The organism is Bradyrhizobium sp. WSM2793, assembly GCF_000379585.1.
In the GTDB taxonomy this organism is placed as follows: domain Bacteria; phylum Pseudomonadota; class Alphaproteobacteria; order Rhizobiales; family Xanthobacteraceae; genus Bradyrhizobium.
The window spans coordinates 63,589-85,028 of the sequence record NZ_KB902783.1; the positions used below are offsets into that span (position 1 = coordinate 63,589).

Here is a 21,440-nt window from a genome sequence, read left to right on the forward strand (position 1 = left end):
GAGCTATATGGGCGGGAGAGCCCGATGAGGAGGGTTGGGGAGGACCACCCGCGCAATATCGCCCGCAGCGACGCGCCCGCCGGTTCTAACTACGGCCATCACTCCGCATCTGAACGTCGGGCCCGTTTTCTCAGATGACAGCACCTGTCGTTTCAGGCCCGGCCGGAAGCGATCGATCAGCACGCAGGGAGTGCGAAGCCCGGTCAGTTCCACCGAGGCCGTCGGCCCGAGCAGGATTCGCGTCCCGAGCGGCAGCGCCTCGAGGTCGAGGCCGATCGTCGTGATGTTCTCGCCGAGGTCTCCCGCACCGACGTCGTAGCCGCATCTCAGTAGTTTGCCGAATAGCTCGGACGGAATCAGGTGAGCCTGTCGCATATTGGGCAGGCGGGGCTGCCTTCGGGCGAGATATCTGTGGCGAACGTAGGGTCCGGCGTGCGCATCGCCTTCGACGCCATTGCCTTCCACCAACAGGATGTCGCGCTGCGGCGTCTTGCTGAAACCGTGCCCGCGATCTGCTGACACGGCCACAACGCGTCCTTCGAGAGCGAGGCCCGCCATTGTCCGTCAGGCCGCACGTGCAAAGGCGCGCCGTCGCTGGCGAAGGTATCGCGTGATGTTCGCTAGCGGCATTGCATTCAGCACCCGGTTCGCCGGCACGCCGCCTTTTCGCGCCATCTCGACACCCCAATGCATGTGATCGAGCTCAGGGATCGAGTGCGCGTCGGGATTGATGCTCATCATGCAGCCGAATTCGAGCGCCGCCTGATGCCAGCGCCAGTCCAGGTCCAGCCGCCACGGATGGGCGTTGATCTCGACCGCGACGTCGTGCTTGGCGCAGGAGCGAAGCACTTTTTCGACGTCGATCTCGTACCCTGGCCGGCGCTGGAGCTGGCGGCCGGTCATATGGCCGATGATGGTGGTGTGTGGATCGGCGATGGCGCGGAGCAAGCGTTCGGTCTGGGCGTTCCTATCCAGCTTGAAACGTCCATGGATGCTGGCGACCACGAAGTCGAAGCCTTCTAGCACGTCGTCAGGATAGTCGAGCGATCCGTCTGCCAGGATGTCGGATTCGATCCCTTTCAGGATCCGAAACTCCTTGCCGAACTTCTTGTTGAGCCGGTCGGCTTCCCGATGCTGCTCCTTGATTTCCTCCAGTGAGAGGCCTCCGGCGTAGTGCGCTGACTTCGAGTGATCGGCGACGCCGAAATATTCGAAGCCGCGCTTCAGCGTGGCTTTTGCCATGGCCTCGAGGGTCTCGGTCCCGTCGGAGGCATCTGTGTGGCAATGCAGGATCCCGCGCAGGTCCCGATCGGTGACGAGGGTCGGCAGCTCTCCCTTTGAAGCACGCTCAATCTCACCGCGTCCCTCGCGCAATTCGGGCTCGATAAAGGGAAGCTCGAGCGCATCGTAGATGTCCCGTTCGTTAGCGGAGATCAGGCGGCGACCCTTCCGGAGGCCGTTGGCGTCGAGCTTCATGCCCTTTCGCTCGGCGAGCATCCGGAGCTGTGCAATATGTTCGGCCGAACCCGTGGCGTGCAGCAGTGCTGCGCCAAAATGCTTGCGGTCGGTGAGATGCACCTTGAGCCCACCTGCATCGAGGGCAGCCTGCCCGTCCTCCGCAGACTGAGCTTCGGCGACAAGGGCGAGGTCGGCGACGAGTTCGCAGCCGCGCCGAAAATCGCCGGCGAAGGTAACGTGCTTCAGGTCGGGCCGCGCGTTTTGAAGAGATACCTTCCCATGTTCGAGTAGGGCGGCGGCGCGGTGCAAATGAAATTGGCCTTCACCGCTTTTCGCTATGGCAAGATTCTGCAGGATCTTGGTCTGCAGCGCCGACCCCAATCCTTTGGCCTTCTTGATGCGATCCTGCCTGGCTGCGGTTTCCAATTCTGCAAGGGAAGATATCCCGAGATCGTTGTGCAGTCGAAGCACCTTGTCCGGCCGCAAGCCCGGCACAGTCAATAGCTCGAGAACGCCCTCGGGAATTTCCTTGCGTAGCTTCTCCAAACTGGGATGGGCACCTGTGCGATGCAGCTTCGTGATGATTTCGGCGATAGCATCGCCCACGCCAGGAATTTCGGTCAGGCGATCCTCCTCGATCAAGACGTGCAGCGGGACCGTGAGCGCAGCGAGACTGTCCGCAGCCCGAGAATACGCCTTGGCGCGATAAGGATTACCCCCGCGCAACGCAGTGCGCTGCCCATATTCTCGTAAGAGCTTCGCCACGGTTCGTGAATCAGCGGCGGCCACTCAATCCATCTCCGTTCTCGCCCACCTTCCTTGAAAGGCCCACTTGTACACCCTCGCCAGATACGATGCGCGCTCCGGATCCCTGGACGTCGGAGCGCTTCTTGCCTGTAAGGCCATCATCGAGTGACATCTCGAGCGTCTTCGCCGCCCGGAAGTCGTCCAAATGATGTAGGTTTGGCCCGTACGCGGCCTCCTTGGTGAGCAGGTGGTAGATTCGCCCGGCCACGGTCTGCAGCTTCTTCATCCTTCCGCGAGGCATCGCACGAGCCTTGCACAGGGCCCGGACAGCGTAGGCGCGGAAGTAATCAACAGCGTCTGACATCGGTGGACTCAACGTCCGGCCTCAGAATTGGTTCTTACCCTGCCCGCTCCAGGAACACCGCCGAACCAGAGGTGTTGAGAGACATGACCGCGAGAGTTCTCTACGAAAGCGCGAATGGTGATGTTTGGCGGCTGGTCCGGCATCCGCAATCGGGTGCCCCAATGGTGGAGCACGAGCCGAATGTCAGCTCTGGCGGACGAACCTCGCGGACCGAGATCGGACAATTCCTTCGTGCTGGCGCAAACGGGCCCGAACACCAGGCCCTGCTTCAACTGATCAGTACGCTTGCTGCCGACTAACAAGGGGGAACGCGACAGGCCTTCCCGAACGCTGGTGCCGATGGGGGCTTGGGCGTGCAACATCATGGCGTGCTGAAACATGTTCTTCTTCTTCTCGAACCGCCTGGGCTGTCTCGGCTCGCTGCTGATCTCTGCGTTCGTCACTGTTGTGCTGCTTTTTGTGTTCGGATTACTCCGGTTCTAAACGACAACTTGTGCAATGCACCTGCCATTGACCGCTCGATCGAGGGGGCGAAGTCAATTGGCTCTCCGAGCGCCGATCTGAGAGCAGAGTGCCAGTTCTCTGCCTTGCCTAATTTCACCTAAGGGGCGTCAGCCCACGGCTTGCCCGAAGACTGCGCACGTTGATCCCGGGGGGAGGCTGACGACTAGCTAGTCCAGCGCAAAGAAGAACGACTCGCCGCTCATGCTAGGAACGCGCGAGGCAACACGACGTTCGAGGGTGAAGGTAGCCGCGACCGCGCTTCCGAATTCCTTCAGAGGAGGATTCACCATGAGGTCCATTGCGAGCGCGCTGGTCTTTGCTCTGGCGCTTTCAGCCCCCGCCGCATTTGCACAGACGGCGAAGCCGGACGTCTCCGGCGCTCCGAGCGCACAGAATTCGGGCGCCGGCATAGCGGGACAGCCAGGCAACAAGAATGGTCCAGCCGCCAAGCCGGGAGAGACCGTCGGCGCCAGCTCGAACCAGCAGAATCCAACAGTCCAGCAGCAGGACACGTCCAACATCAAAGGTCTGCCGGGTAACAAGAGCGGTCCGCCTGCCAAGGAGCCCGATCGCAAGTGACGGTAATCGCCCGCGGAGGCCCTAGCCATCCGGACGATCTCGCCCGGATGGCAGGGCTCCTTCGGGGTTCGCTGGCCGGGCGCGCTCCTTCGCAATTGCAGCAGAACCGTTAAGCTCCAGGACACCAAGCGCCTTTACGTGGCGTTCGGCATTCTGCCCCTAGCTTGTTGATCGGCTGGGGACATTTTCGATGGGCCTACTCTCGCGAACGTGCAGCGCGTTTTCGATCGGCAGCACGACCGACCCGCTCGGTCGTTCGCTGCTCGTCGAGCAATTCCGGGTGCTGCGCAAGCAGGTGCCGGTTCTTTACGCCGTCCTGCTCGTCGACAGTATCAGTGTAGGACTGGTGCTCCCGACCACGGTGTCGCCGTGGCTGCGATTTGCGCTGCCCACAGCGCTGCTCGCGGTGTGTCTCGTTCGGCTGATCCAATGGCTGCGCTTGAGCGGCGCCGATTTCAGCCCGGAGGAGGCGTTCCGTCAGCTCGCCAGAACCCGCCTCGTGGCGGTCCTGCTCAATGCCGGGTTCGTGCTCTGGATTCTGGCGCTGTTCGGGGTCGTTGACCCTGAGCTCCGCGCGCCGGTGGCGCTGCTCGTCTTCATGGGCTGCGTCGGCACCGCGTATTGCCTCGGCAGTTTTCCGCCGGCATCCCTGCTGACGATGCTGATCGCCGGCGCCCCGATCGCAACGGTGCTGTTGATTTCCGGAGACGGGATGATGATCTCGCTCGGGATCAATCTGCTGCTGCTGCTCGTTCTGCTCGGACGGATGATCAACACCAACTTCCGGTCGTTCGTCCAACTGGTCCAGACCCACGGCAGGCTGGCGGAAGAGGGCGAGCGGGCGAAGGCGGCGGAGCAGACCGCGACCGCCTTCGCCGAGCGCTTCGACACGGCACTGAACAACATGTCGCACGGACTTTGCTTCTTCGACGAGGATCAGCGCCTGATCGTCTGCAATCGCCAGTATCTCGAAATCTACGATCTCGATCCTGAAATGGTCCGGCCGGGCATGAGGCTGAACGATATCGTGGACCTTCGCTACGCGGCTGGCAGCGCTCCGAAGATGCCCAAGCAGGACTATCTGACCTGGCGCAACAGCGCTCCGGTAATCGCTCAGCAATCCGACACCACGGTCGAGCTGACCAACGGGCGCATTGTCCGCATCCGGCATCGCCCCATGGAGGGCAACGGCTGGGTGGCGACCCACGAGGACATCACGGAGCGTCACCGGACCGAGGCCGCGCTCGCCGAGGCCAAAGCCGCCGCCGAGCGGGCCGAAGCCGCCGCACGCGCCGCTCACACCCATCTCACCGACGCGCTGGACGTCGTCCCCGAAGGACTCGCCGTCTTCGACAAGGATGACCGGCTGGTGCTTTGGAACCGGCAGTACGCGGAGTTCTACGCGGCGAGCGAGGAGGCTCTTGCGGCCGGGACGCCATTCGAAAGCATTCTCCGGGTCGGGCTCGCGCGAGGACAGTACCCCGAAGCGGCGGGTCGGGAGGAGGAATGGCTCGCCGCGCGCATGGCCCGCCACATGCTGCCCCGGCACACCCACGAGCAGCATCTGGCCGGTGACCGCTGGATCCGCGTCGAGGAGAGACGGACCGCCGATGGCGGCAGCATCGGTGTCAGGATCGACATTACCGACCTGAAGCGCCGCGAGGCGTCCTTCCGGCTTCTCTTCGAAGAGAACCCGCTCCCGATGTGGGTGGCGGACTCGAAAACGCGGCAACTGATCGCCGTGAACGGTGCGATGTGCCGACATTACGGATACCGGCGCGAGGAGCTCCTCCTCATGACGGAGCAGCAGCTCCGGTGCGGAGAGCTGGACGACGGGTCGGAACGCGATTTCGAGCTGCAAAGGACCGCATCCGGCGAGGTCATCCAGGTCGCGATCGAGTCCCGGCCGCTCGTCTACCACGGGCGCGCCGCCCACGTCAGCGTCGCCTTCGACGTCACCGAGCGCAACCGGACCCAGGAGAAGATCGGCTATCTCGCCCGCCACGACGCGCTGACCGAATTGCCGAACAGGACCGCGTTCGATCGGCATCTGGCCGACGCGATCGACCGAGCACTTGTCACCGGCAGCGGCTTCGCCGTGCTCTGCATCGATCTCGACCATTTCAAGGAGATCAACGACCAGTTCGGCCACGCAATCGGCGACGCCGTGCTGCGGGAAGCCTCGCGCCGCCTGCAGGAGGCCGCGCAGGGTTCATACGTGGCGCGAATAGGGGGCGACGAGTTCATCGGTATCACCGACCATTTGCCATTGCCGGCCAGCGCGGAACTGCTGGCGACCAGGATGCGCGCTGCCTTCGAACACCCGATTGAGGTCGAGGGTCACGCCCTGAATGTCGATCTCTGCATCGGCGTGGCCGCATTCCCGAGAGACGCGCAGGATGCGGTCTCGCTGCTGGCGAATGCCGATGCTGCCCTCTACCGAGCCAAGCATGAGGGCAGGGGCGCGATCCGCCTGTTCACGAGCGCAATGGATCAGCAGCTTCGGGAGCGCCGCGCGCTCGAGCACGACCTGCGGTTCGCAGTCGAGCGCGGTGAGCTCTTTCTGGAGTACCAGCCGCAACAGCATCGGGATGGGCACGTCACGGGATATGAGGCGCTCGTTCGCTGGCGACATCCGGTTCGCGGCATCGTCCCACCCGGGGAGTTCATCCCCGTGGCGGAGCGGAGCGGCTCGATCGCGCAGATCGACGACTGGGTCTTGATGGAAGCGTGCAAGGAAGCTGCCTCATGGGATCAGCCCCTCAGGGTGGCGGTCAACGTCTCGGCAGCGCAGTTTCGCCGCGACAACCTCGATGTGCAGGTCCGCAAGGCCCTACGAGAGAGCGGGCTTCCGCCGTCCCGGCTGGAGCTTGAGATCACCGAAGGCGTCTTTATCGATGACATTGCGCGCGCCGGGAAGGCGATACAGGCGCTCAAAAATCTTGGCATCTCGATCGCGCTGGACGATTTCGGAACGGGCTATTCCTCCTTGTCATACATCGAGGCCTTTCCTCTGGACCGGATCAAGATCGATCGGTCCTTCGTCGCTCGTCTCGGGCAGAGCGCGCGGTCGCTCGCGATCGTGCGGGCCGTCATCGGCCTCGCCCATGGGCTCGGCGTGCCGGTGCTTGCGGAGGGGATCGAGACGGAGGCCCAGATGTCGCTTCTCCTGCAGCAGCGATGCGATGAGATGCAAGGGTATCTGATCGGCCGGCCTGGAGCCTTGGCCGGCACCAACACAGGCAAGGCGCTCCGGCTCCGAGTGGTCTCTTGAACGGCGCAACCCGCGCCGCGCCGGGCGCGCAAGGACCAGACTAGTCGGGCTGCATGCGCCGGTCGCCTCCGAGCTCCTTTACCATTCGGACGATCTCGTCGGGATGGAAGGGCTTCCTGAGGATGCGGCTGCCCGGCACGGGATGTGGTGTAGTGGGCGAGTAGCCCGTGGCGTAGATGACGGGCAGTTCCGGATCGCTATCGCGGCAGCATTCCGCGACCTGCCAGCCGTCGAACTTTTCGGGCAGCCTGACGTCGGTGACCAACACGTCTGCGATGTGGCGCTTGCACCACTCCAACGCCTCCTCACCGGTGCTTGCGTGGATCACGTGATAGCCTGCATCGCGCAGCGCTTGGACGACAAATTCACGGATCAGGGGATCGTCCTCTACGAGAAGTACGCTCACTGGCAGCTCACTTGGGATAACATTCGCTACGCAGGTCGAACGGCGCAATTGCGTTGTCGTTCCTGACGAAGCGCGCCGGGCGGGCGTGACTGGATAGTTCAAGCGATCTCAAGAAGACTCACAAGCTATCAAACCCTCGCTCGGGTTCTACGATCTTGCGATGGCAACACCATCGATCAAGGCGGCCCTTGAGCCCAGGGCACGAGGAGCAATTTGTTCCATCAGGGCGTAGCGATAGAGACGGCGGACGCGACGAAGCGAGCATCACCCGCAATCAGCGACAATGAAGCGCGCAGGAGTTCGAGAAGGGAGCAGTGGCGCGAGGGGCCGAGCGGCGCCGGGAACAGGCGGCGCCGGCCAAGGCACGTGAGAAGCGGGAGAGGCCGGTCGCAAAGGCGCAGGCGGCGATAACAAGGCTCGGGGGGAGCACGAGGAGAAGGCAAGCGGCCATCGAAACTGAGCGCGCGGCGTTGGACGAGCGCGCCGAGGTCGCAGAGAGGCGCTAGGAGAAGCAGAGGGAAACCCTCGAGTCGGCTCTGCGCCGCGCTCGGGAGTAACCGTCGGAGCAGCGGGATAAAGTTCCCTCCGCTTGGGGTATGCTTCCCTTGGCGCGGCACTACGTACAGCCGACCAGAAAGATCCTGCGGCCCGCTTCGGTCTCGTGCGCCGGCTGATGCCCAGGTATGGCCGCGGAGGTCGCACCTGACCTCTGCGGGCCCGCCTTTCCTCATGCTTCGCCGGGACCGGAGAAGAGCGTCGAGGGGGGGCTGGTGCGTGGGGGTGGCAGCGGCCGGGCGCCGCCGGCGGGTCTGCTCTTGGCGTCGTACCTTTTGGCCAAATCGAGCAGCCTTCTGCGTGTGAACGGATCTGCCTTCTCCGCCAAGTCGCGAGCTTGCTGCGCGAAGCCGCTGTAGAACTCTTCCATGACGCCACCCCACTATATGACCGAATGCTCATCTTCGATGGTCAGCGATGCCCACGTCAAGACATCGCTTGTGCGCCCCGGGTAAACGGCACTAGGCTGATCCCTGGCGGGGGAGTCCAATGTCGCTGTTGCACCCTATCCGGAAGCCGTGCCCCCACTGTGGGCGGCCGATGAAGCTCGCACGCCACGAGGCCGGCAGACACGGAGAGCGCTATATCTGTCCCGAGTGCGACGACGATCCGCTGCACGATCCCGCCGCCCGGAAATGGGTGGACGGTCCACTGCGGCCGCCGGCAAAATAGTGCTCAAGCGTAGTCTGGTCGGGGGCCTCGCAAAGCCAGGACTGGCAAGTTCGTCGTCGGCGCATCAGTTCGTTTGTAAATGTCAAAGATCGGGAGTCGCCATGTCGACGGTCGCAAAGCTGCTCGCGCGGAAGCAGGCACTATTGGAGCGGCTCGAGAGTGATCTTGGGCCGAACGAGCGCGAGGAAATCCAGGCATTGCTCGCCCAGATCGAAACCGCGCTAAACCTGCTCGATCCGAAAGTTGCGACCGGTCTGAACGACGAGTGAACCGAGGTCGCCCGTCAAAGCGCTATGATCGTCCGGCACGTGCGGACCTTCCGGATCAGTGTGGCGTCGCCGAACTCGCCGGTGGTCGGACCCCCAGTCCGGTTGAACGCGAGCTCGCCGACGCAGCCAGGCTGTCGCGAGAGCGCCTCTGCGCGCTTTCCCGCCGCATTCGCTCATGCGTTCCACCGCCTCGCCTGGAGCGAGGCCGTCGTCCGCCACCACGAAGGGTAGCGCTACGTGATAGGCGACGTCCATCGGTCCCTCCCTACGTCGCGTCGGCGCAAGTCGTCTCCCTACAGCTGGGCTACCCTTCTGTGCAGGGGGCCGCCCCTGGAGAGCGCCGCTCCGAGCTCGGCGATGATTTCCTGCTCCGGACGCGCGGCGAGTGGGTCGTGCAGCCTTTTTGATGCAAGCCAATTCTTCGAGCTGTTCTGTGGAGTCTTTGACCGACATGGCAGCTCGCGTCGCTTCAATCCGGGCAGAACGAATACCTCTTTCCATCCTTGTGATCTCGTGCGGCCAAATGTGATCTTTCACCTTGAGCATCCGGCGCACGCAAATCGCAGCTCACTAGAATTTCAACGTCGTGCGCAGGCCGAAGACGGACGCATTCTTTAGCGCTCTGCCGGGCATGGGGCCCGTCGGGTCCGTCGCTCCGCCGCCCGGCCGGATGACGTATTGGAAATTGGGCTGAAGGGCCCAGCCGTCCCTCAGCTGATACTGGTATACAGCCGTCAAAAGCCCTTCGAAGCTGCGCATCGGCCACGCGGGACCGGCCAGCGCGCGATAGTCTAAGTCGAGCGCCTGGGCGCGCTTCGAGACGTGCGCGTAGCCAGCCGCGATGCCGAACTTGTCGTCGGGCCGTTTGTCGTTGAGGCCGATGAATTCGAGCCCCGCGTCCGCGTAGAGATCGATCAGGTTGCGAACGGCGGGGGCACCGGAGACGCGGGCGAAGACGCCGATTCCGCGGTCGTCGCTCTTAGGCACGCGATACAGCTGCTGCTCGAAGACCGCCCATGCGCCGACGTCGCCCGCCAACGTGAGTGGAGTGCCGCTGCTGGTCGGCGCCGCTAGGGAAACGCCGTTGCTGGCGAGTTGAAGATCAGAGAACGGCCCGAAGTGACGCCACCCGCCGAACTTGATCTGGCCGGTCAGGTTGGGATCACCCTTCTTGTTGTTCCAGGCGTACTGGATCTGGCCGACCAGCAGAGGCGGATCGTTGGTCCGAAAGTTGACGCCATATCGGTTACGTTCTTGCGGATCGCCCGGTCCCGGACCGGCCTGGTTGCCGTCGAAGATGCCTCCAAGGACGGAGAGCTGATCGGTGATGTTAACGAGCAGCCGGGTGCCCATTGCCGCCAACGGCGGCGACGGACCGCCGCTGAGGAGGTCGAGCGATGTGATCGCCGGCCAGCCCATCGAGGCATTGGTGAAAACGTCGCTGTATTTCGTGTTGAAGAACTCGCTGTCGGCTGCGAGCTGCCCGAACTTGAGGGAGACCTTCTTGCCGCCCCACTGCTTTTCGAAGTAGGCCTCGTAAAGGCGTGTCGAAGGCAAGGCTTCGATGCCGCTGACGACGAAGAAGTTGTCGAGATAGTTGCGCGACAGTCCGTCGCCATGGATCTGGAACATGTTGGCGTGGAACGTGAGCTTGTCGATGCCGACGAGCTTCTGCAGGTCGACGTCCACTGCGAGGTTCAACCGGCCTTCGTAAATCGCTCCCTGCTTCAGTCCGCCCGAGACATTCCCCAGCATCTCCCCGATATAGGTCGCGGCGAACTTGATCCCGTAGTTTTGGAATGGGTTCGGCAGAAGCCCAAGGGTCTTCTCCTCGACGGTGCTTTCGCCGGTATCGGGATCGGCGGGCTTGTCATCGTCGGTCTTCTTGTCCTCCTGCGCGAAGGCGTGGGAGCCTACGAGAAGACCCGCCAGAAGGATCGCCAGCGCCAGACATCTAAAGGACATGTTCAATCGGGCGGCTTCGAGGACTCGGCAGGACGGGCGCATTGGGACACGCTCCAACGGCAAACTCAAGGGGCACCCGCGGCTCCTCCTCCTTCGAGAAAGCTGCCGCTGGGGCTTGGGATCCTCTGCCGAGCAAAGCTCGAACGAGCGCGGCTATCGAGACCGCCGCAGTCGGTTTTGCGGCAACCGGCATGGGGAGAACTCATCCCTCGATAACGGACGGCGTCGGCTGGGGCGACTAGGAACCATCCAATAAAGGGGGAGTTCGTCCTCGAAGCACAATCAAAGAAGACAAGAGGGTGAGATGACGCGATCGGTGGAGGAGCCACGACGGGAGTCCGAGCGTAACCGGGCGGAGTTGGCGGCGACGGTCGGCGGTCTGAAGCAGGGGATATCGGACACGACGCGGGATCTGCGCCACCTGGCCTCGCCTGAACACGTCAAATCGGAAATGTCCGGCTACGTGAGCGACAAGGCCCAAGGCTGGGTCGAGGGACTCAAACAGCAGGCGATGGATAACCCCATGCGCGCGGCCGGTGCCGCGGTAGCCGTGCCGCTGCTGCGACTGGCGAGAGGGGTGCCCCTGCCGCTTCTCATGATCGCTGCTGGCCTTGCACTTACCTCCAAGAGCGTGCGCGACCGGGCTGCTGCAGCCGTATCGCCCGTGTTGGATGGTGCCGGTCGGGTCATCGACCAAACCGCCGAGAGAATTCAAGAAGCGAGAGGTGGGGCGGAGGCGAAACTGTCCGAGTCCCAGGGACGTGCCGCCGGTGCGGTCAACGACGCGATGGACGCGGCCAAGACTGCGACCGACGACCTCAAGTCTCGGGCAACGGAGGCCGCAGGGACGATCGGTGACAAGATCACCGGAGGAATGGACGCCATCAAGGACTCGGCTACCGCCGCCCCGGGACAGGCCCGTCAGATCATCGGTGATAACGCCGCGCTGATCGGAGGACTCGGCATCGCCATCGGCGCCATCATCGCGGCCGCACTTCCGGAAACGAAGTTCGAGGACCGGACGGCGGGGCCGGCCAGCGACAGCCTGAAGCGCGCGGCAGGCGAGGCCGCGCAATCCGGTTTCGAGGCGGCCAAGGACGCGTCGATGTCTGCGGCCGATGCGGCCATAAGAAGCGTGAGTGACGCTGACCTTGGGCGGCACGCGAGCCGTATGACCCGTAATCTGGCCGACAACCTCAAGGAAGCGGCCGCCGAGGCTTGTCGATGCAGCATTCAGTCCTTCCCCAAAATCCAGCACTTGAGAGACACAGCATGAGCGATTCAGATGTGGTCAAGCCGACTAACTTCAATAAAGGCAAGAGCAGCTCCTCCAGCGGCCTGAAGGATCAGATCGGCGACGCAGGGGCCGAGATGAAGCAGCGCGCCGGAGAAGCCCTGCAAGCATCGGCGGACATGGCGCGGGAAAAGTTCAGCGAAGCCACCGATGCAGCCAAGAATGTCACCAGCGGCACTGCCGACCAGATCCAGGAACGGGCACGGGAGCAGCAACAGACCGGTGCTGATTTCATCGAGCGCTTGGCGGGCAACTTCCGCCAGGCTGCCGGAGCATTCGAAACTGACGTGCCATTTGCCGCACGCGGCATAAAGTCAGCTGCCGACTACGTGGAAGACGCGGCCGCGAAGGTTCGCGATGGCAGCTTCCGCGACCTCGTCGACGGGGCGACTGATTTTGCGAAGCGGCAACCCGCGGCATTTCTCGGCCTTTCTGTTTTGGCTGGGTTCGCCGCTGTGCGCTTCCTGAAGGCTTCAGGCGGCTCCTCCACATCGCAGCGGGCTAGTACGCAAACCGGTGAGGAACCTGGTGCGTCCGGGGCTCGGACGGCTTACGCAAGCGAGGGGGTCGGTGGGCAGACCTCTATTGGATCCACAGGTCAGCGACCGAACCCGGGCGGCGGCAGCGCATCATGAGCATCCAGCACGATATCGAAACCGGGAAAAGCGATCTTCACAACATCTCGGGCCTTGTCGGCGACGCAATGGCTCAGGTTGCGAAGCTTTTCCAGAATGAGGTCGACCTGGCGAAGGCTGAACTTGGTGAGAAGGTTCAAAAGCTCGGTGGAGCATTGGGGCTTCTGGCCGGCGGCGCGGCTCTTGTCATCCCCGCCATCGTGATGGCGCTGTTCGCGTTGTCAACCGCGTTGATCAGTGCCGGATGGTCGCCGACATTAGCCTACCTGACGTCGGCGATCGTCGCCGCTGCCATATCCGGCGCTTTGTTTGCGGTTGGTATGAAGCGGCTGGACGCGCGTAGCCTCACGCCGCAGGAGACCATACGGCAGCTTGAAAAGGACAAAGACACTGTGAAGGGAATGGTGCGATGAGCGCGCAAACCGGTTTTTTTGACAGTCTCCTTGCCGCAGCCCGAGAAAACCCGCTTTCAGCCGCGCTTATCGGGGGCGGAGCACTCTGGCTGCTTGTCGGCGACGACAAGTTGAAGGGTGCTGCCCAATCCGCCGCCAACGTTGCATCCGGTGTGGTCGATAGCGGTGCCAGCAATTTGAGGGCTGCGGCCACGGGATTGCAGCGGACCGCGGCGCCACCAACCGCACCGGAGATGGATCATGAAGGGGTCGGCACGGCAGGGACCTCACGCGATGCCGCGCAAACGACAGCCGACTCGATGTCTGAAACGGTAGACCGGGTCCGCGACCGGTTTGACGAGGGCGTAGCTTATGCCCGCGAACAGTTTGCTAGGATGGGCAATCCCCTGCCGGCAGGAGACAGCCTGGCAAAAGCTCAGTCTTCACTCGGCGAGCTTATGGAGCGCCAGCCGCTGGTCGTCGGCGCCATCGGCCTGGCGGTCGGCGCTGCACTCGCAGGCGCGTTCAGAACGACCCAGATTGAAGACGACTACGTCGGCAAAGTCAGCGACCAAGTGAAGGATGACTTGAGCAGACGCGGGACCGCTGTATCGCAGGCGCTGCGCGAAGCTGCTGACACGATCGCTGTCGAAGCGAGTGACATTGGAGCCGAAGCGGTCGATCGCATGAAGCAAGCGGGAACTGAAGCCGCTCACGCCGCCAAGGAAAAAGCCAAGCAGTTGTGAGGGACGGGGGCCCCGGTACGGCCTCCCTCTCACGCGCTACTGCCCCGTCGGAATTAGGAGCTGAACACCATGAGCCGCGGAACGCGATCGATTACCGCCTTTTGAGGCATGCTCGCGTTTCGATGGCGAAGCGATCTGATTGGAACGTTGGCACGTTCAAGCCGTAACGACTACGAAGTTTCCTGGAAGGGTCTGTAGAGGAAGGAGCCGCAAATGGGTGACGAACGAAAATCATCAAAGGCAGGGGAACGGGCCGCTGAGGGCCTACGCGAAGCAGCTTCCAAGGAAGAAGCGAAAACCGAGAGCAAGATGGGGCACGATCTAGCTAAGGGCGCTGATCGTTTCGAAGAACGCTCTAAAAGCTCCGATGATAAGAGCGCAGATGAGAAACAAAAAGGGTAAATGACCTCTGGCGGCTTCCCGACAAAAGGCCTTCGCATTGACTGGAGGCCTTTACGCACGAAGGATAGATCTGCCCTCGCTAAAAGAAGGCGCTTCGAGCCTGAACGCAGTTAGACACTTCCGAGGGGGTAGTCCCGGACGTCCGAAGCCCCAAGCGTACCCCCATTACCTCCGCGCCGAACGTGTTTTCGATTCGCCATCGGGCCGCCAACTTATGCACTGGTCATTTACAGAGGCCGCAAAGCGCGACATGAGCACGGGAGCAGAACCCGAGCGTTGTCGCCCACCGCAACCGTCCTCGCCGGCCAAGACCACGCCCAGCACCCCGGACTTGAACCGAGGCGCCGTTTCCGTCGACGAGAGCACCGGCGTTTGGGGCAAGCCCGGTGCAGCTAGGTCTTGATGCAAGAGCGGTTCACGTCGCGCAGGAACGACCACGCAATGATTTCGTTGTGCTCGTCTTCCGGAGAAGAAAGGGTAACGATCATGGACCGCGAACATGTAAAGGGCGCCGCCCACAACGTTGCAGGAGACGTGAAGGACGCCGCGCGGGACACGGCTAATACCCTCAAGAAATAAGCAAAAGAATGAAGTCCGAAACTAGCCGCCTCCGGGCGGCTTTTCCTTTCTCTCAGGTCCGACGAGCCTAAGCTCGCCGACACTAAAGAAGACGCAGAAACGCTTATCGAGCGCCTAAAAGACAAAGCGCAAGTCAGTTAAGCTAAGAGGTGTTCTTTGCCGGGCGAGGGCAACAGGTCAACGTGCTTCTCGACGGACCCCGAAGCCACATAGCTCTGCATGTTCGGTAACTTGGAATCGGCGAAGGGCAAATAGGCGCCGGCATGGCAGAGCACGTCACCGTTTTCTTTTATGGTCTTTTCATGGATCCGGATGCCTCGAAGCTAAAGAGCTGCGCCCATTGGACATCAGGCGGACTCGTGTGGAGGGCTTCGAGCTGAGACTTGGTGAGCGCGCTACGCTCGTTCCAGCCAAGGACGGCAGGGTTTACGGGATGGTCATGCGTCTTACCCATGCTGAGATTGACCAACTATATTCGGAGCCAAGCGTCGCTGCGTATCGGCCTGAGCCAGTTGTTGCAAAATTGGACGACGACGCGGCGGAGCCTGCCTTGTGTTTCAATCTGCCGACGCCGACCGATCAGGTGAGCGGAGATCCTCAGTATGCCGCCGCACTGCAGGCCGTGGCGCGGAAGATGGGCTTGCCAGAATCCTAGGTAGCTCACCGGCAGCCCCGAGCTCTTTGAGACGTTCCTGCTCAAGTTGGCGCTCGGCTTCGTACCAAAACTCGGCCATTTTGCCACTGGGCTCGCCAGCTTGTTTCCAGATAAGGAAAGCACGTTCTCTGACGTCGTTATCGTCGAGGTGTTTCATAGCCTAGCCTTCATGGCGTCTCCGCGTTCACGTCCCACATCATTAGGTTCAGGTAGTGCGTTTGACCCGACATGCCTGATGATGATCCCGACGCCGGTTCGACGGCGCGGCGGCGGCGGTCGCGAATGCGGTCTACAACGCCACCGGCGCGAGGGTGCAGTGGTGCGCGACATAGCGGACCTGTCGGATATAAAGTGTTCGGTCTGCGCATATCAAGACGCCTGGGACCCGCACGCCCGCGATCAGCCATTTTGCGTGATCTGCGAACTGCTGCAATGAAAGAGGGGGGTGGAGCACAGCACAAGGGGTGAAGCAAGCGCCTGGATGCGCTGCGCGGCTTGACGCCCCCCGATCTTTGTTCGTTTCGCAATTTTCTTCGCCACGTGCTTCTCGCGGCCTTCTTCCTTTTTCTCGACCTGCACGCAGGCGCTCCACTTCTTAGCCGCCCTCTTCTTCCGGGGGCACTGCGGCTAGAACCGGGGACTTTCGGTCGAGCGCGCTCGGCGTGGACCCGGGCTCCGAAAATTCGGCGCCAATGCACTCTCATCTCGCATCCGGAAACACATTCCTCGCTTTGAGAGTTCCGCTCTGCGGCCGACGCGATGTGGGATGAACCCGGCGTGTGCCCTTGCCCTGGGCCCATACCCGGTCAATGGCAGAAACAGAGCGGGCAAGACCGAAAGAAGATCTTCAAAATATCTGAAGCGCGGTATCCACGGCGTTCCTATCGCCTGGCCGACAGTCGCTCGACATTCGCTGCGACGATCTTCCTGTAATGGTCTAGAACGTGGCCCCAGTCGTCGCCGCGCATGAAAATCGAACCGGCCTCCGAGGCGGCGTCTAGCTTCTCCGTTACCATGAGAAACATTTCGTCAGACGTGCCGTTTCCCACGGCCATCTGCCGGAGGCGCATATGCATGACCTCTAGGGCATCGGCCATGAGTGTCAGCGCTGAAAACCAAAAAAGCATACGCACTCCGACTGGCTTTGCTGGGGTTTCTGCAGCCCCGCCATTAGGAAGGTAAGCATCCGGTGCCGGCCAGGTTCCTAAGCGGGACGGGGGGCCATCCGTTTGAGCCCGAACGGCGCCAGCATGCGATACAGGGTTTTCGCATTATCAGGCGCATGAGCGTCGTAGTCGTTGTTGAAATAAATCCAGGCTCTCTTGGCGCCGCTCCCCTTGATCCTGCTCGCCCATTTCAGAAGTTCTTCGTCCGAGTAATTGTGGTGATACCAGCGCTCGGGTCCATGGAGTCGTACGTAAACCTCATCCGCTGTCCGGACGAGTTCGTCAGGAAGCCGCGGACCGCTGCAGGAGCAGAAGATGATCCCGGCATTGCGCAGGGCACGATAGACTTCCTCATTCCACCAGCTCTTGTTTCTGAACTCGAGAGCGTTGCGGCGCTTAGGATCAAGCTGGCTCACGATCGCAGCGAGGCGGGCCTTCGTGTATCGGTAGCTCGGGGGGAGCTGGAACAGAAAGCAGCCCATCTGCTCGCCAAGGATGTCCGCGATGATGCCAAAATCCCTGATCAGTGTTTTCGTGCCCTTGAACTTTTTGACATGGGTGATGAGTTCGCAAACCTTTACGGTGTAAACGACGCCCTTGCCGCCGGGCTGGCGGCGCCAGGCCTGAACATTCGCAATGGTAGGCCATGAGTAAAAGGATGCATTGATCTCGACTGTATCGAACACGGAGGCGTAATGCGCGAACCAGTTCGGTTGCGGCACTGATGCGTAAAATGAATCCCGCCATTTCCAGTAGCGCCAGCCGGAACAGCCTACGAAGACGGTTTTCTGCAAATCAGGCGGTGGCGGAAGCCCCTCGCTCTCCATCTTTAGCCTAACGCGGTGCATCTTTGCTGCGCGCAGGATATTATCCTCCCGCTGCTTTTCCCGGCGAATCCGGCGCCGCTCGCGTCGTTCATCCGGTGTCAGGTCTTTCGGAGCAGGAGACACTAAAGGCGTCCGTCGCGAAGTCTAGCCGGATATAGGTGTGTCAGCGATATCCAGCAGGGCGCCGAGGCCCTCCCGTAGGCGCCGCGTCCCGATATTATTGTTGGCAAGCCCGAATACCAAGAAGGACCGCCCGGTAACTTCGTAAGCGTGCTCGAACTCAAATTCTGCCATTCGCGCGTCGGGCCGGTTGGTGTCGATCAAGCCCAACCAGCTGATGCCATCGGCTACCGCAGGCAGGCTGAAGTTTACGACATCATGGTGCGCGTTGTACACCAGAAGCATCGTCGCATCCGAGCCGCGGCGTTTGATGCCGGTCTCCTGGGCGCGCCCGTCGAGCAGCATGCCAAAGCACTTGGCGTTGCCGTCCTGCCATTGCTCCTCCGTCATCTCTTCGCCGGAAGGTGACAGCCAGGTCACGTCCTTGACGTCGAGTTCTTCATTATGGGAGCCGACCAGGAACCGGCTGCGATAGAGGATCGGGAAGGCTTTGCGCGTCGCAATCAGCTTGCGCGCGAATTCGCGCAGATTGCGGCCATTTGCCGTTATACCCATCCAGTTGAGCCAGGTGGTCTCGTTGTCCTGGGCATAGGCATTGTTGTTGCCGTTCTGAGTGTGCCCGAACTCATCCCCCGCAAGCAGCATCGGCGTGCCGTGGGACAGCAGCATCGTCGCGAGCAGGTTGCGCTTCTGGCGTTCGCGCAGCGCCGTGATCTCCGGATCGTCCGTAGGGCCTTCACTGCCGCAATTCCAGGAATGGTTGTTGCTGTGGCCGTCCCGATTGTCCTCCCCGTTAGCCTCATTGTGCTTGTCGTTGTACGACACGAGATCATTGAGGTTGAAGCCGTCATGGGCCGTGACGAAGTTGACGCTGGCCCAGGGGCGACGTCCGCGCTTGTTGAAGAGATCGCCCGACCCTGACACCCGCTTGGCGAGATCCGCCACCGTGCCGTCGTCACCTTTCCAGAAGGCGCGGACGGTGTCCCTGAACTTGTCGTTCCACTCGGCCCAGCCGGGCGGGAACTGGCCGACCTGGTAACCGCCGGGGCCGATGTCCCAGGGCTCGGCGATCAGTTTGACGCTGGACAGCACCGGATCCTGTCGGCAGGCGTCGAGGAAGCCGCCGCCTTCGTCGAAGCCATAGGGCTCGCGCGCAAGGATGGTGGCGAGGTCGAAGCGGAAACCGTCGACCCGCATCTCCGTCGCCCAATAGCGCAAGGAATCCGCAACCAGTTGCAGCACCCGTGGATGCGACAGGTTCACCGTATTTCCGGTGCCGGTATCATTGATGTAGTAGCGCTTCTGGTCCGGCAGCAAGCGGTAATAGCTGGCGTTGTCGATGCCCTTGAACGACAAGGTCGGGCCGAGTTCGTTACCTTCCGCGGTGTGATTGTAGACGACGTCGAGGATGACCTCGATGCCGTGGGCGTGGAACTGGTTGACCATTTCCTTGAATTCATTCGCGAACGGCGTCTTTAGGTAACGCGGCTCCGGGGCGAAGAACGCGATGGAATTGTAGCCCCAGTAATTGAGTAGGCCTTTGTCGACCAGATAGCTGTCGTCGACGAAGGCATGGATCGGCAGCAGCTCTGCGCTGGTGATTCCCAGGGAGCGCAAATAGGCGGGGATTTCCGAATGCGCGAGCCCCGAGAAGGTGCCGCGGTCTGCCTCCGGCACCAGCGGGTGCAGCTGGGTAAAACCCTTCACGTGCATCTCGTAGACGATCGTCCGTTCCCACGGCACTTCGGGCTTGCGCGCCGCGCCCCAGGTGAAGGCGGGATCGATGACACGGCACTTCTGCATCAGCGGCGCGCTATCGCGCTCGTCGAAGGAGAGGTCCTTGTCGGCGTGATCGAGCTGGTAGCCGAACAGTTCGGGTCCCCAGCGCAGTTGCCCGACCAACTGCTTGGCATAGGGATCGAGCAGGAGCTTGTTGGGATTGAAGCGGTGTCCGGCGTCAGGCTCATAGGGGCCGTGGACGCGATAGCCGTAGACGGTGCCGGGGCGGGCCGAGGGTAGATAGCCGTGCCAGACTTCATCGGTGTATTCCGGCAGCTCGATCCGCTCGAGCTCGGTTTCGCCCTCGTCGTCGAATAGGCAGAGCTCCACTTTGGTGGCGTGTGCCGAGAATAGGGCGAAGTTGACGCCAAGGCCGTCCCAGGTGGCGCCGAGCGGAAACGGTTTGCCCTCGGTGATCCGGGATCGGCGCAGGCTCGACGCCGCCCGCGTCAGGGCGTCGTCTGATTGCGTTTTTTGATCCATGTCTGCCCCCGATGACAATCTGGTCAGGATGTCGGCGCTGGTGTGGGTGTCTCGGCCGTCGCCTGCTCGGTGGCCGCAGCCGAGGCGATCACAGCCGTGGGCGGCACATCGGCCGGCTTAAGCAGCGCGTTGGCGCGCTGAATGGCCGCTTCCTTGCTGATCGCAGAGATCGAATTGCCGATCCGCCCGGCGATAGCAGTCAGCTCGGCATCGGACAGGCCCAACCGTTTTCTGACGAGGCGCATCTGGGCGCGGTCAGACAGGTCGAGCTTATTGCGGATGGGCTTAGGGATCGAGCGGCGCATTGCGGCAACTCCTGTGTCTTGTCGCAACCGCCGCTCGCAGATTCCGTTCCTGAGGATGTCAGTCAACGCGGGCTGGAGCTATTTCCAAGCCAGCAGAAGGTATCTGCATGCTGATCTCGCTTTTGCTTTCAAGAGTCGCGAGCACGTCCACTTGCGGTCTTGCCGAAGGGCTGGTAGCCGGCGTTAGGTGGCCAGATAGTAGCTCGCCATTCGCTCCGTCGTGAAGCGTTGTTCGAACTGCTTGCAGATCGCCGCTCGATCCAATGTGCCGATTGCGTTCACCGCCGCGACCGCCTCCTCAAGGGGACGAACCCGCTTAGGCCATGGTCGACGATTCCGGTACCGAGCCGTAGGAAAGCGCAATCACGGGCGTGCCGCAAGCCATCGCCTCGATCGTGCCGAGACCGAAGGGCTCCGGCCAGCAGATTGGAAAGAGCAGGGCGCGCGCATTGCCAAGGCAGTCCGTTTTCTGAAGTTCGTTGATCCCGCCGATGAACTCGACGTTTGGATGCGCCGCGACCATTGGCGCGATCACCTGATCCCAACAGCACTGATCTGCGGCATCAATCTTGGCCGCCATCTTCAGGGAACGCCGGTCTTGGCAGCGATCTCGATGGTCTTGTCCGGTCCCTTTTCGGAGGAAATGCGCCGGAGGAACGCCAAATAGTCCCCGGACGGCGCTGGCCGATACGTGAGGATGTTCTCGGGCAATCCATGAAGCACGGTGGCGAGCCAGTTGACCGGGCGCATCGGATGGCGTTGTGCGTCCGAAATCGAGACCAGCGGAGGTTCGGGGAACGCGGAGTAGAGCGGCTTCAGATCGGGCAGATCGAGACGCCCATGCAATGTCGTGACGATGCGATCGGCATAGCGCCGCATCAAAGGATAGTGCAAATGATCGATATGGAAGTGCAGGACGTCGAACTCGTTGGCTCGCCTGGCAACTTTGTCCAGCATCATGACGTGCTACGGCGTCATTTCCTTCATCGAGGGATCGAGCCGCAGGGCTAATTTCGAGCACGGCACCAGCTCCCCAGATGTGACGGAGTCACCGCTCGCGAACAGCGTGTGCGCGGACGGTTCGCTTGTCTTCGACATCGGCTGGTCCCGGAAGATCTCGACCGTGACTTCGTCCGCGTTCGAGGGCGCCCTCGTGCGGCCCGTCCCACCATCGCCGTCGATGTTCGGCTTGAGCGGCCACTCCCGCATGCCGCTAGTCTTGGAGTTCCATGGGCCGAAAGGACTGTCCTGCCGGAGCATTCGG

20 protein-coding genes and 1 pseudogene are annotated in these 21,440 nt (G+C 62.1%); 8 read left to right on the forward strand and 13 right to left on the reverse strand.

The genetic code is table 11. From position 1 onward, the window contains the following. Positions 1-3: 3 nt before the first annotated feature. The 3 genes from A3AS_RS0118465 to A3AS_RS49040 are packed head-to-tail and all read right to left on the reverse strand — an operon-like array spanning position 4 to position 2,569. A complete protein-coding gene (locus A3AS_RS0118465; protein ID WP_371260684.1) occupies positions 4-522 on the reverse strand; it encodes an MOSC domain-containing protein in 519 nt (172 codons plus the stop codon). A 42-nt stretch (positions 523-564) separates the two neighbouring features. Continuing rightward, a complete protein-coding gene (locus A3AS_RS0118470; RefSeq protein WP_018319054.1) occupies positions 565-2,247 on the reverse strand; it encodes a DNA polymerase/3'-5' exonuclease PolX in 1,683 nt (560 codons plus the stop codon). Beyond that, the gene (locus A3AS_RS49040; RefSeq protein ID WP_018319055.1) at positions 2,234-2,569 is read right to left on the reverse strand and encodes a hypothetical protein; all 336 of its coding nucleotides are present in this window, start codon (positions 2,567-2,569) and stop codon (positions 2,234-2,236) included. Before A3AS_RS49040 ends, A3AS_RS0118470 begins: the two co-directional genes overlap by 14 nt. A 792-nt stretch (positions 2,570-3,361) precedes the next feature. Here A3AS_RS49040 and A3AS_RS0118495 point away from each other — a divergent pair. Further along, positions 3,362-3,652: a hypothetical protein gene (locus A3AS_RS0118495; protein ID WP_018319059.1), complete on the forward strand. Its 291-nt coding sequence runs from the start codon at positions 3,362-3,364 to the stop codon at positions 3,650-3,652. Positions 3,653-3,932: 280 nt separating this feature from the next. Continuing rightward, entirely contained in the window at positions 3,933-6,926 is a 2,994-nt protein-coding gene (locus A3AS_RS0118500; protein WP_245283212.1) for an EAL domain-containing protein, read from the forward strand. Positions 6,927-6,966: 40 nt separating this feature from the next. On the opposite strand, the gene A3AS_RS0118505 is transcribed toward A3AS_RS0118500, so the two are convergent. Then, positions 6,967-7,332 (reverse strand): response regulator, encoded by a 366-nt coding sequence (locus A3AS_RS0118505; protein WP_018319061.1) that lies wholly within the window; start codon positions 7,330-7,332, stop codon positions 6,967-6,969. Between the two features lie 727 nt (positions 7,333-8,059). Then, a complete protein-coding gene (locus A3AS_RS49045; protein ID WP_018319063.1) occupies positions 8,060-8,257 on the reverse strand; it encodes a hypothetical protein in 198 nt (65 codons plus the stop codon). A 403-nt stretch (positions 8,258-8,660) separates the two neighbouring features. Between A3AS_RS49045 and A3AS_RS48345 the strand changes: the two genes are divergently transcribed. After that, entirely contained in the window at positions 8,661-8,828 is a 168-nt protein-coding gene (locus A3AS_RS48345) for a hypothetical protein (RefSeq protein ID WP_018319064.1), read from the forward strand. Between the two features lie 570 nt (positions 8,829-9,398). Here the strand turns inward: A3AS_RS48345 and A3AS_RS0118525 are convergent. Then, complete coding sequence (locus tag A3AS_RS0118525) at positions 9,399-10,793, reverse strand: carbohydrate porin (protein ID WP_018319065.1); 1,395 nt, start codon at positions 10,791-10,793, stop codon at positions 9,399-9,401. 304 nt (positions 10,794-11,097) lie between these two features. On the opposite strand from A3AS_RS0118525, the gene A3AS_RS0118530 reads away from it, so the two are divergent. The 5 genes from A3AS_RS0118530 to A3AS_RS45165 all read left to right on the forward strand — a co-directional run bounded on the left by A3AS_RS0118530 (position 11,098) and on the right by A3AS_RS45165 (position 14,262). After that, a complete protein-coding gene (locus tag A3AS_RS0118530) occupies positions 11,098-12,069 on the forward strand; it encodes a DUF3618 domain-containing protein (RefSeq protein WP_245283214.1) in 972 nt (323 codons plus the stop codon). Continuing rightward, entirely contained in the window at positions 12,066-12,722 is a 657-nt protein-coding gene (locus tag A3AS_RS0118535) for a hypothetical protein (RefSeq protein WP_018319066.1), read from the forward strand. Before A3AS_RS0118530 ends, A3AS_RS0118535 begins: the two co-directional genes overlap by 4 nt. Further along, positions 12,719-13,135, forward strand: a complete 417-nt coding sequence (locus A3AS_RS0118540; RefSeq protein ID WP_018319067.1) for a phage holin family protein — start codon at positions 12,719-12,721, stop codon at positions 13,133-13,135. The genes A3AS_RS0118535 and A3AS_RS0118540 overlap by 4 nt, the downstream gene beginning before the upstream one ends. Continuing rightward, positions 13,132-13,860: a hypothetical protein gene (locus tag A3AS_RS0118545; protein WP_018319068.1), complete on the forward strand. Its 729-nt coding sequence runs from the start codon at positions 13,132-13,134 to the stop codon at positions 13,858-13,860. Before A3AS_RS0118540 ends, A3AS_RS0118545 begins: the two co-directional genes overlap by 4 nt. A gap of 213 nt (positions 13,861-14,073) precedes the next feature. Next, complete coding sequence (locus A3AS_RS45165) at positions 14,074-14,262, forward strand: hypothetical protein (protein ID WP_084674845.1); 189 nt, start codon at positions 14,074-14,076, stop codon at positions 14,260-14,262. A 1,136-nt stretch (positions 14,263-15,398) separates the two neighbouring features. On the opposite strand, the gene A3AS_RS50020 is transcribed toward A3AS_RS45165, so the two are convergent. The 7 genes and pseudogenes from A3AS_RS50020 to A3AS_RS45175 all read right to left on the reverse strand — a co-directional run. Further along, complete coding sequence (locus A3AS_RS50020) at positions 15,399-15,653, reverse strand: DUF2934 domain-containing protein (protein WP_018319070.1); 255 nt, start codon at positions 15,651-15,653, stop codon at positions 15,399-15,401. 242 nt (positions 15,654-15,895) lie between these two features. Then, positions 15,896-16,075 (reverse strand): hypothetical protein, encoded by a 180-nt coding sequence (locus tag A3AS_RS47300; protein WP_157644291.1) that lies wholly within the window; start codon positions 16,073-16,075, stop codon positions 15,896-15,898. Positions 16,076-16,377: 302 nt separating this feature from the next. Continuing rightward, positions 16,378-16,623: a hypothetical protein gene (locus tag A3AS_RS43545; protein ID WP_063707569.1), complete on the reverse strand. Its 246-nt coding sequence runs from the start codon at positions 16,621-16,623 to the stop codon at positions 16,378-16,380. A gap of 77 nt (positions 16,624-16,700) precedes the next feature. Beyond that, positions 16,701-17,612: a DUF72 domain-containing protein gene (locus A3AS_RS0118565; RefSeq protein ID WP_049814914.1), complete on the reverse strand. Its 912-nt coding sequence runs from the start codon at positions 17,610-17,612 to the stop codon at positions 16,701-16,703. A 21-nt stretch (positions 17,613-17,633) separates the two neighbouring features. Further along, a complete protein-coding gene (gene glgX, locus A3AS_RS0118570; RefSeq protein ID WP_018319073.1) occupies positions 17,634-19,871 on the reverse strand; it encodes a glycogen debranching protein GlgX in 2,238 nt (745 codons plus the stop codon). Between the two features lie 23 nt (positions 19,872-19,894). Next, positions 19,895-20,176 (reverse strand): hypothetical protein, encoded by a 282-nt coding sequence (locus tag A3AS_RS0118575; protein WP_018319074.1) that lies wholly within the window; start codon positions 20,174-20,176, stop codon positions 19,895-19,897. A gap of 192 nt (positions 20,177-20,368) precedes the next feature. Then, positions 20,369-21,274 (reverse strand): annotated as a pseudogene (locus A3AS_RS45175) (glycosyltransferase family 4 protein); the annotation flags it as partial. Positions 21,275-21,440 lie beyond the last annotated feature (166 nt).

Excerpts from the sequence above, each read along its gene's own strand:
- A3AS_RS50020 (WP_018319070.1), bottom strand. The coding sequence starts at position 15,653 with ATGAAACACCTCGACGATAACGACGTCAGAGAACGTGCTTTCCTTATC.
- A3AS_RS0118530 (WP_245283214.1), top strand. The coding sequence starts at position 11,098 with ATGACGCGATCGGTGGAGGAGCCACGACGGGAGTCCGAGCGTAACCGG.
- A3AS_RS49040 (WP_018319055.1), bottom strand. The coding sequence starts at position 2,569 with ATGTCAGACGCTGTTGATTACTTCCGCGCCTACGCTGTCCGGGCCCTG.
- A3AS_RS45165 (WP_084674845.1), top strand. The coding sequence starts at position 14,074 with ATGGGTGACGAACGAAAATCATCAAAGGCAGGGGAACGGGCCGCTGAG.
- glgX (WP_018319073.1), bottom strand. The coding sequence starts at position 19,871 with ATGGATCAAAAAACGCAATCAGACGACGCCCTGACGCGGGCGGCGTCG.
- A3AS_RS0118545 (WP_018319068.1), top strand. The coding sequence starts at position 13,132 with ATGAGCGCGCAAACCGGTTTTTTTGACAGTCTCCTTGCCGCAGCCCGA.
- A3AS_RS0118575 (WP_018319074.1), bottom strand. The coding sequence starts at position 20,176 with ATGCGCCGCTCGATCCCTAAGCCCATCCGCAATAAGCTCGACCTGTCT.
- A3AS_RS0118535 (WP_018319066.1), top strand. The coding sequence starts at position 12,066 with ATGAGCGATTCAGATGTGGTCAAGCCGACTAACTTCAATAAAGGCAAG.
- A3AS_RS43545 (WP_063707569.1), bottom strand. The coding sequence starts at position 16,623 with ATGCTTTTTTGGTTTTCAGCGCTGACACTCATGGCCGATGCCCTAGAG.
- A3AS_RS48345 (WP_018319064.1), top strand. The coding sequence starts at position 8,661 with ATGTCGACGGTCGCAAAGCTGCTCGCGCGGAAGCAGGCACTATTGGAG.
- A3AS_RS0118540 (WP_018319067.1), top strand. The coding sequence starts at position 12,719 with ATGAGCATCCAGCACGATATCGAAACCGGGAAAAGCGATCTTCACAAC.
- A3AS_RS49045 (WP_018319063.1), bottom strand. The coding sequence starts at position 8,257 with ATGGAAGAGTTCTACAGCGGCTTCGCGCAGCAAGCTCGCGACTTGGCG.
- A3AS_RS0118495 (WP_018319059.1), top strand. The coding sequence starts at position 3,362 with ATGAGGTCCATTGCGAGCGCGCTGGTCTTTGCTCTGGCGCTTTCAGCC.
- A3AS_RS0118525 (WP_018319065.1), bottom strand. The coding sequence starts at position 10,793 with ATGTCCTTTAGATGTCTGGCGCTGGCGATCCTTCTGGCGGGTCTTCTC.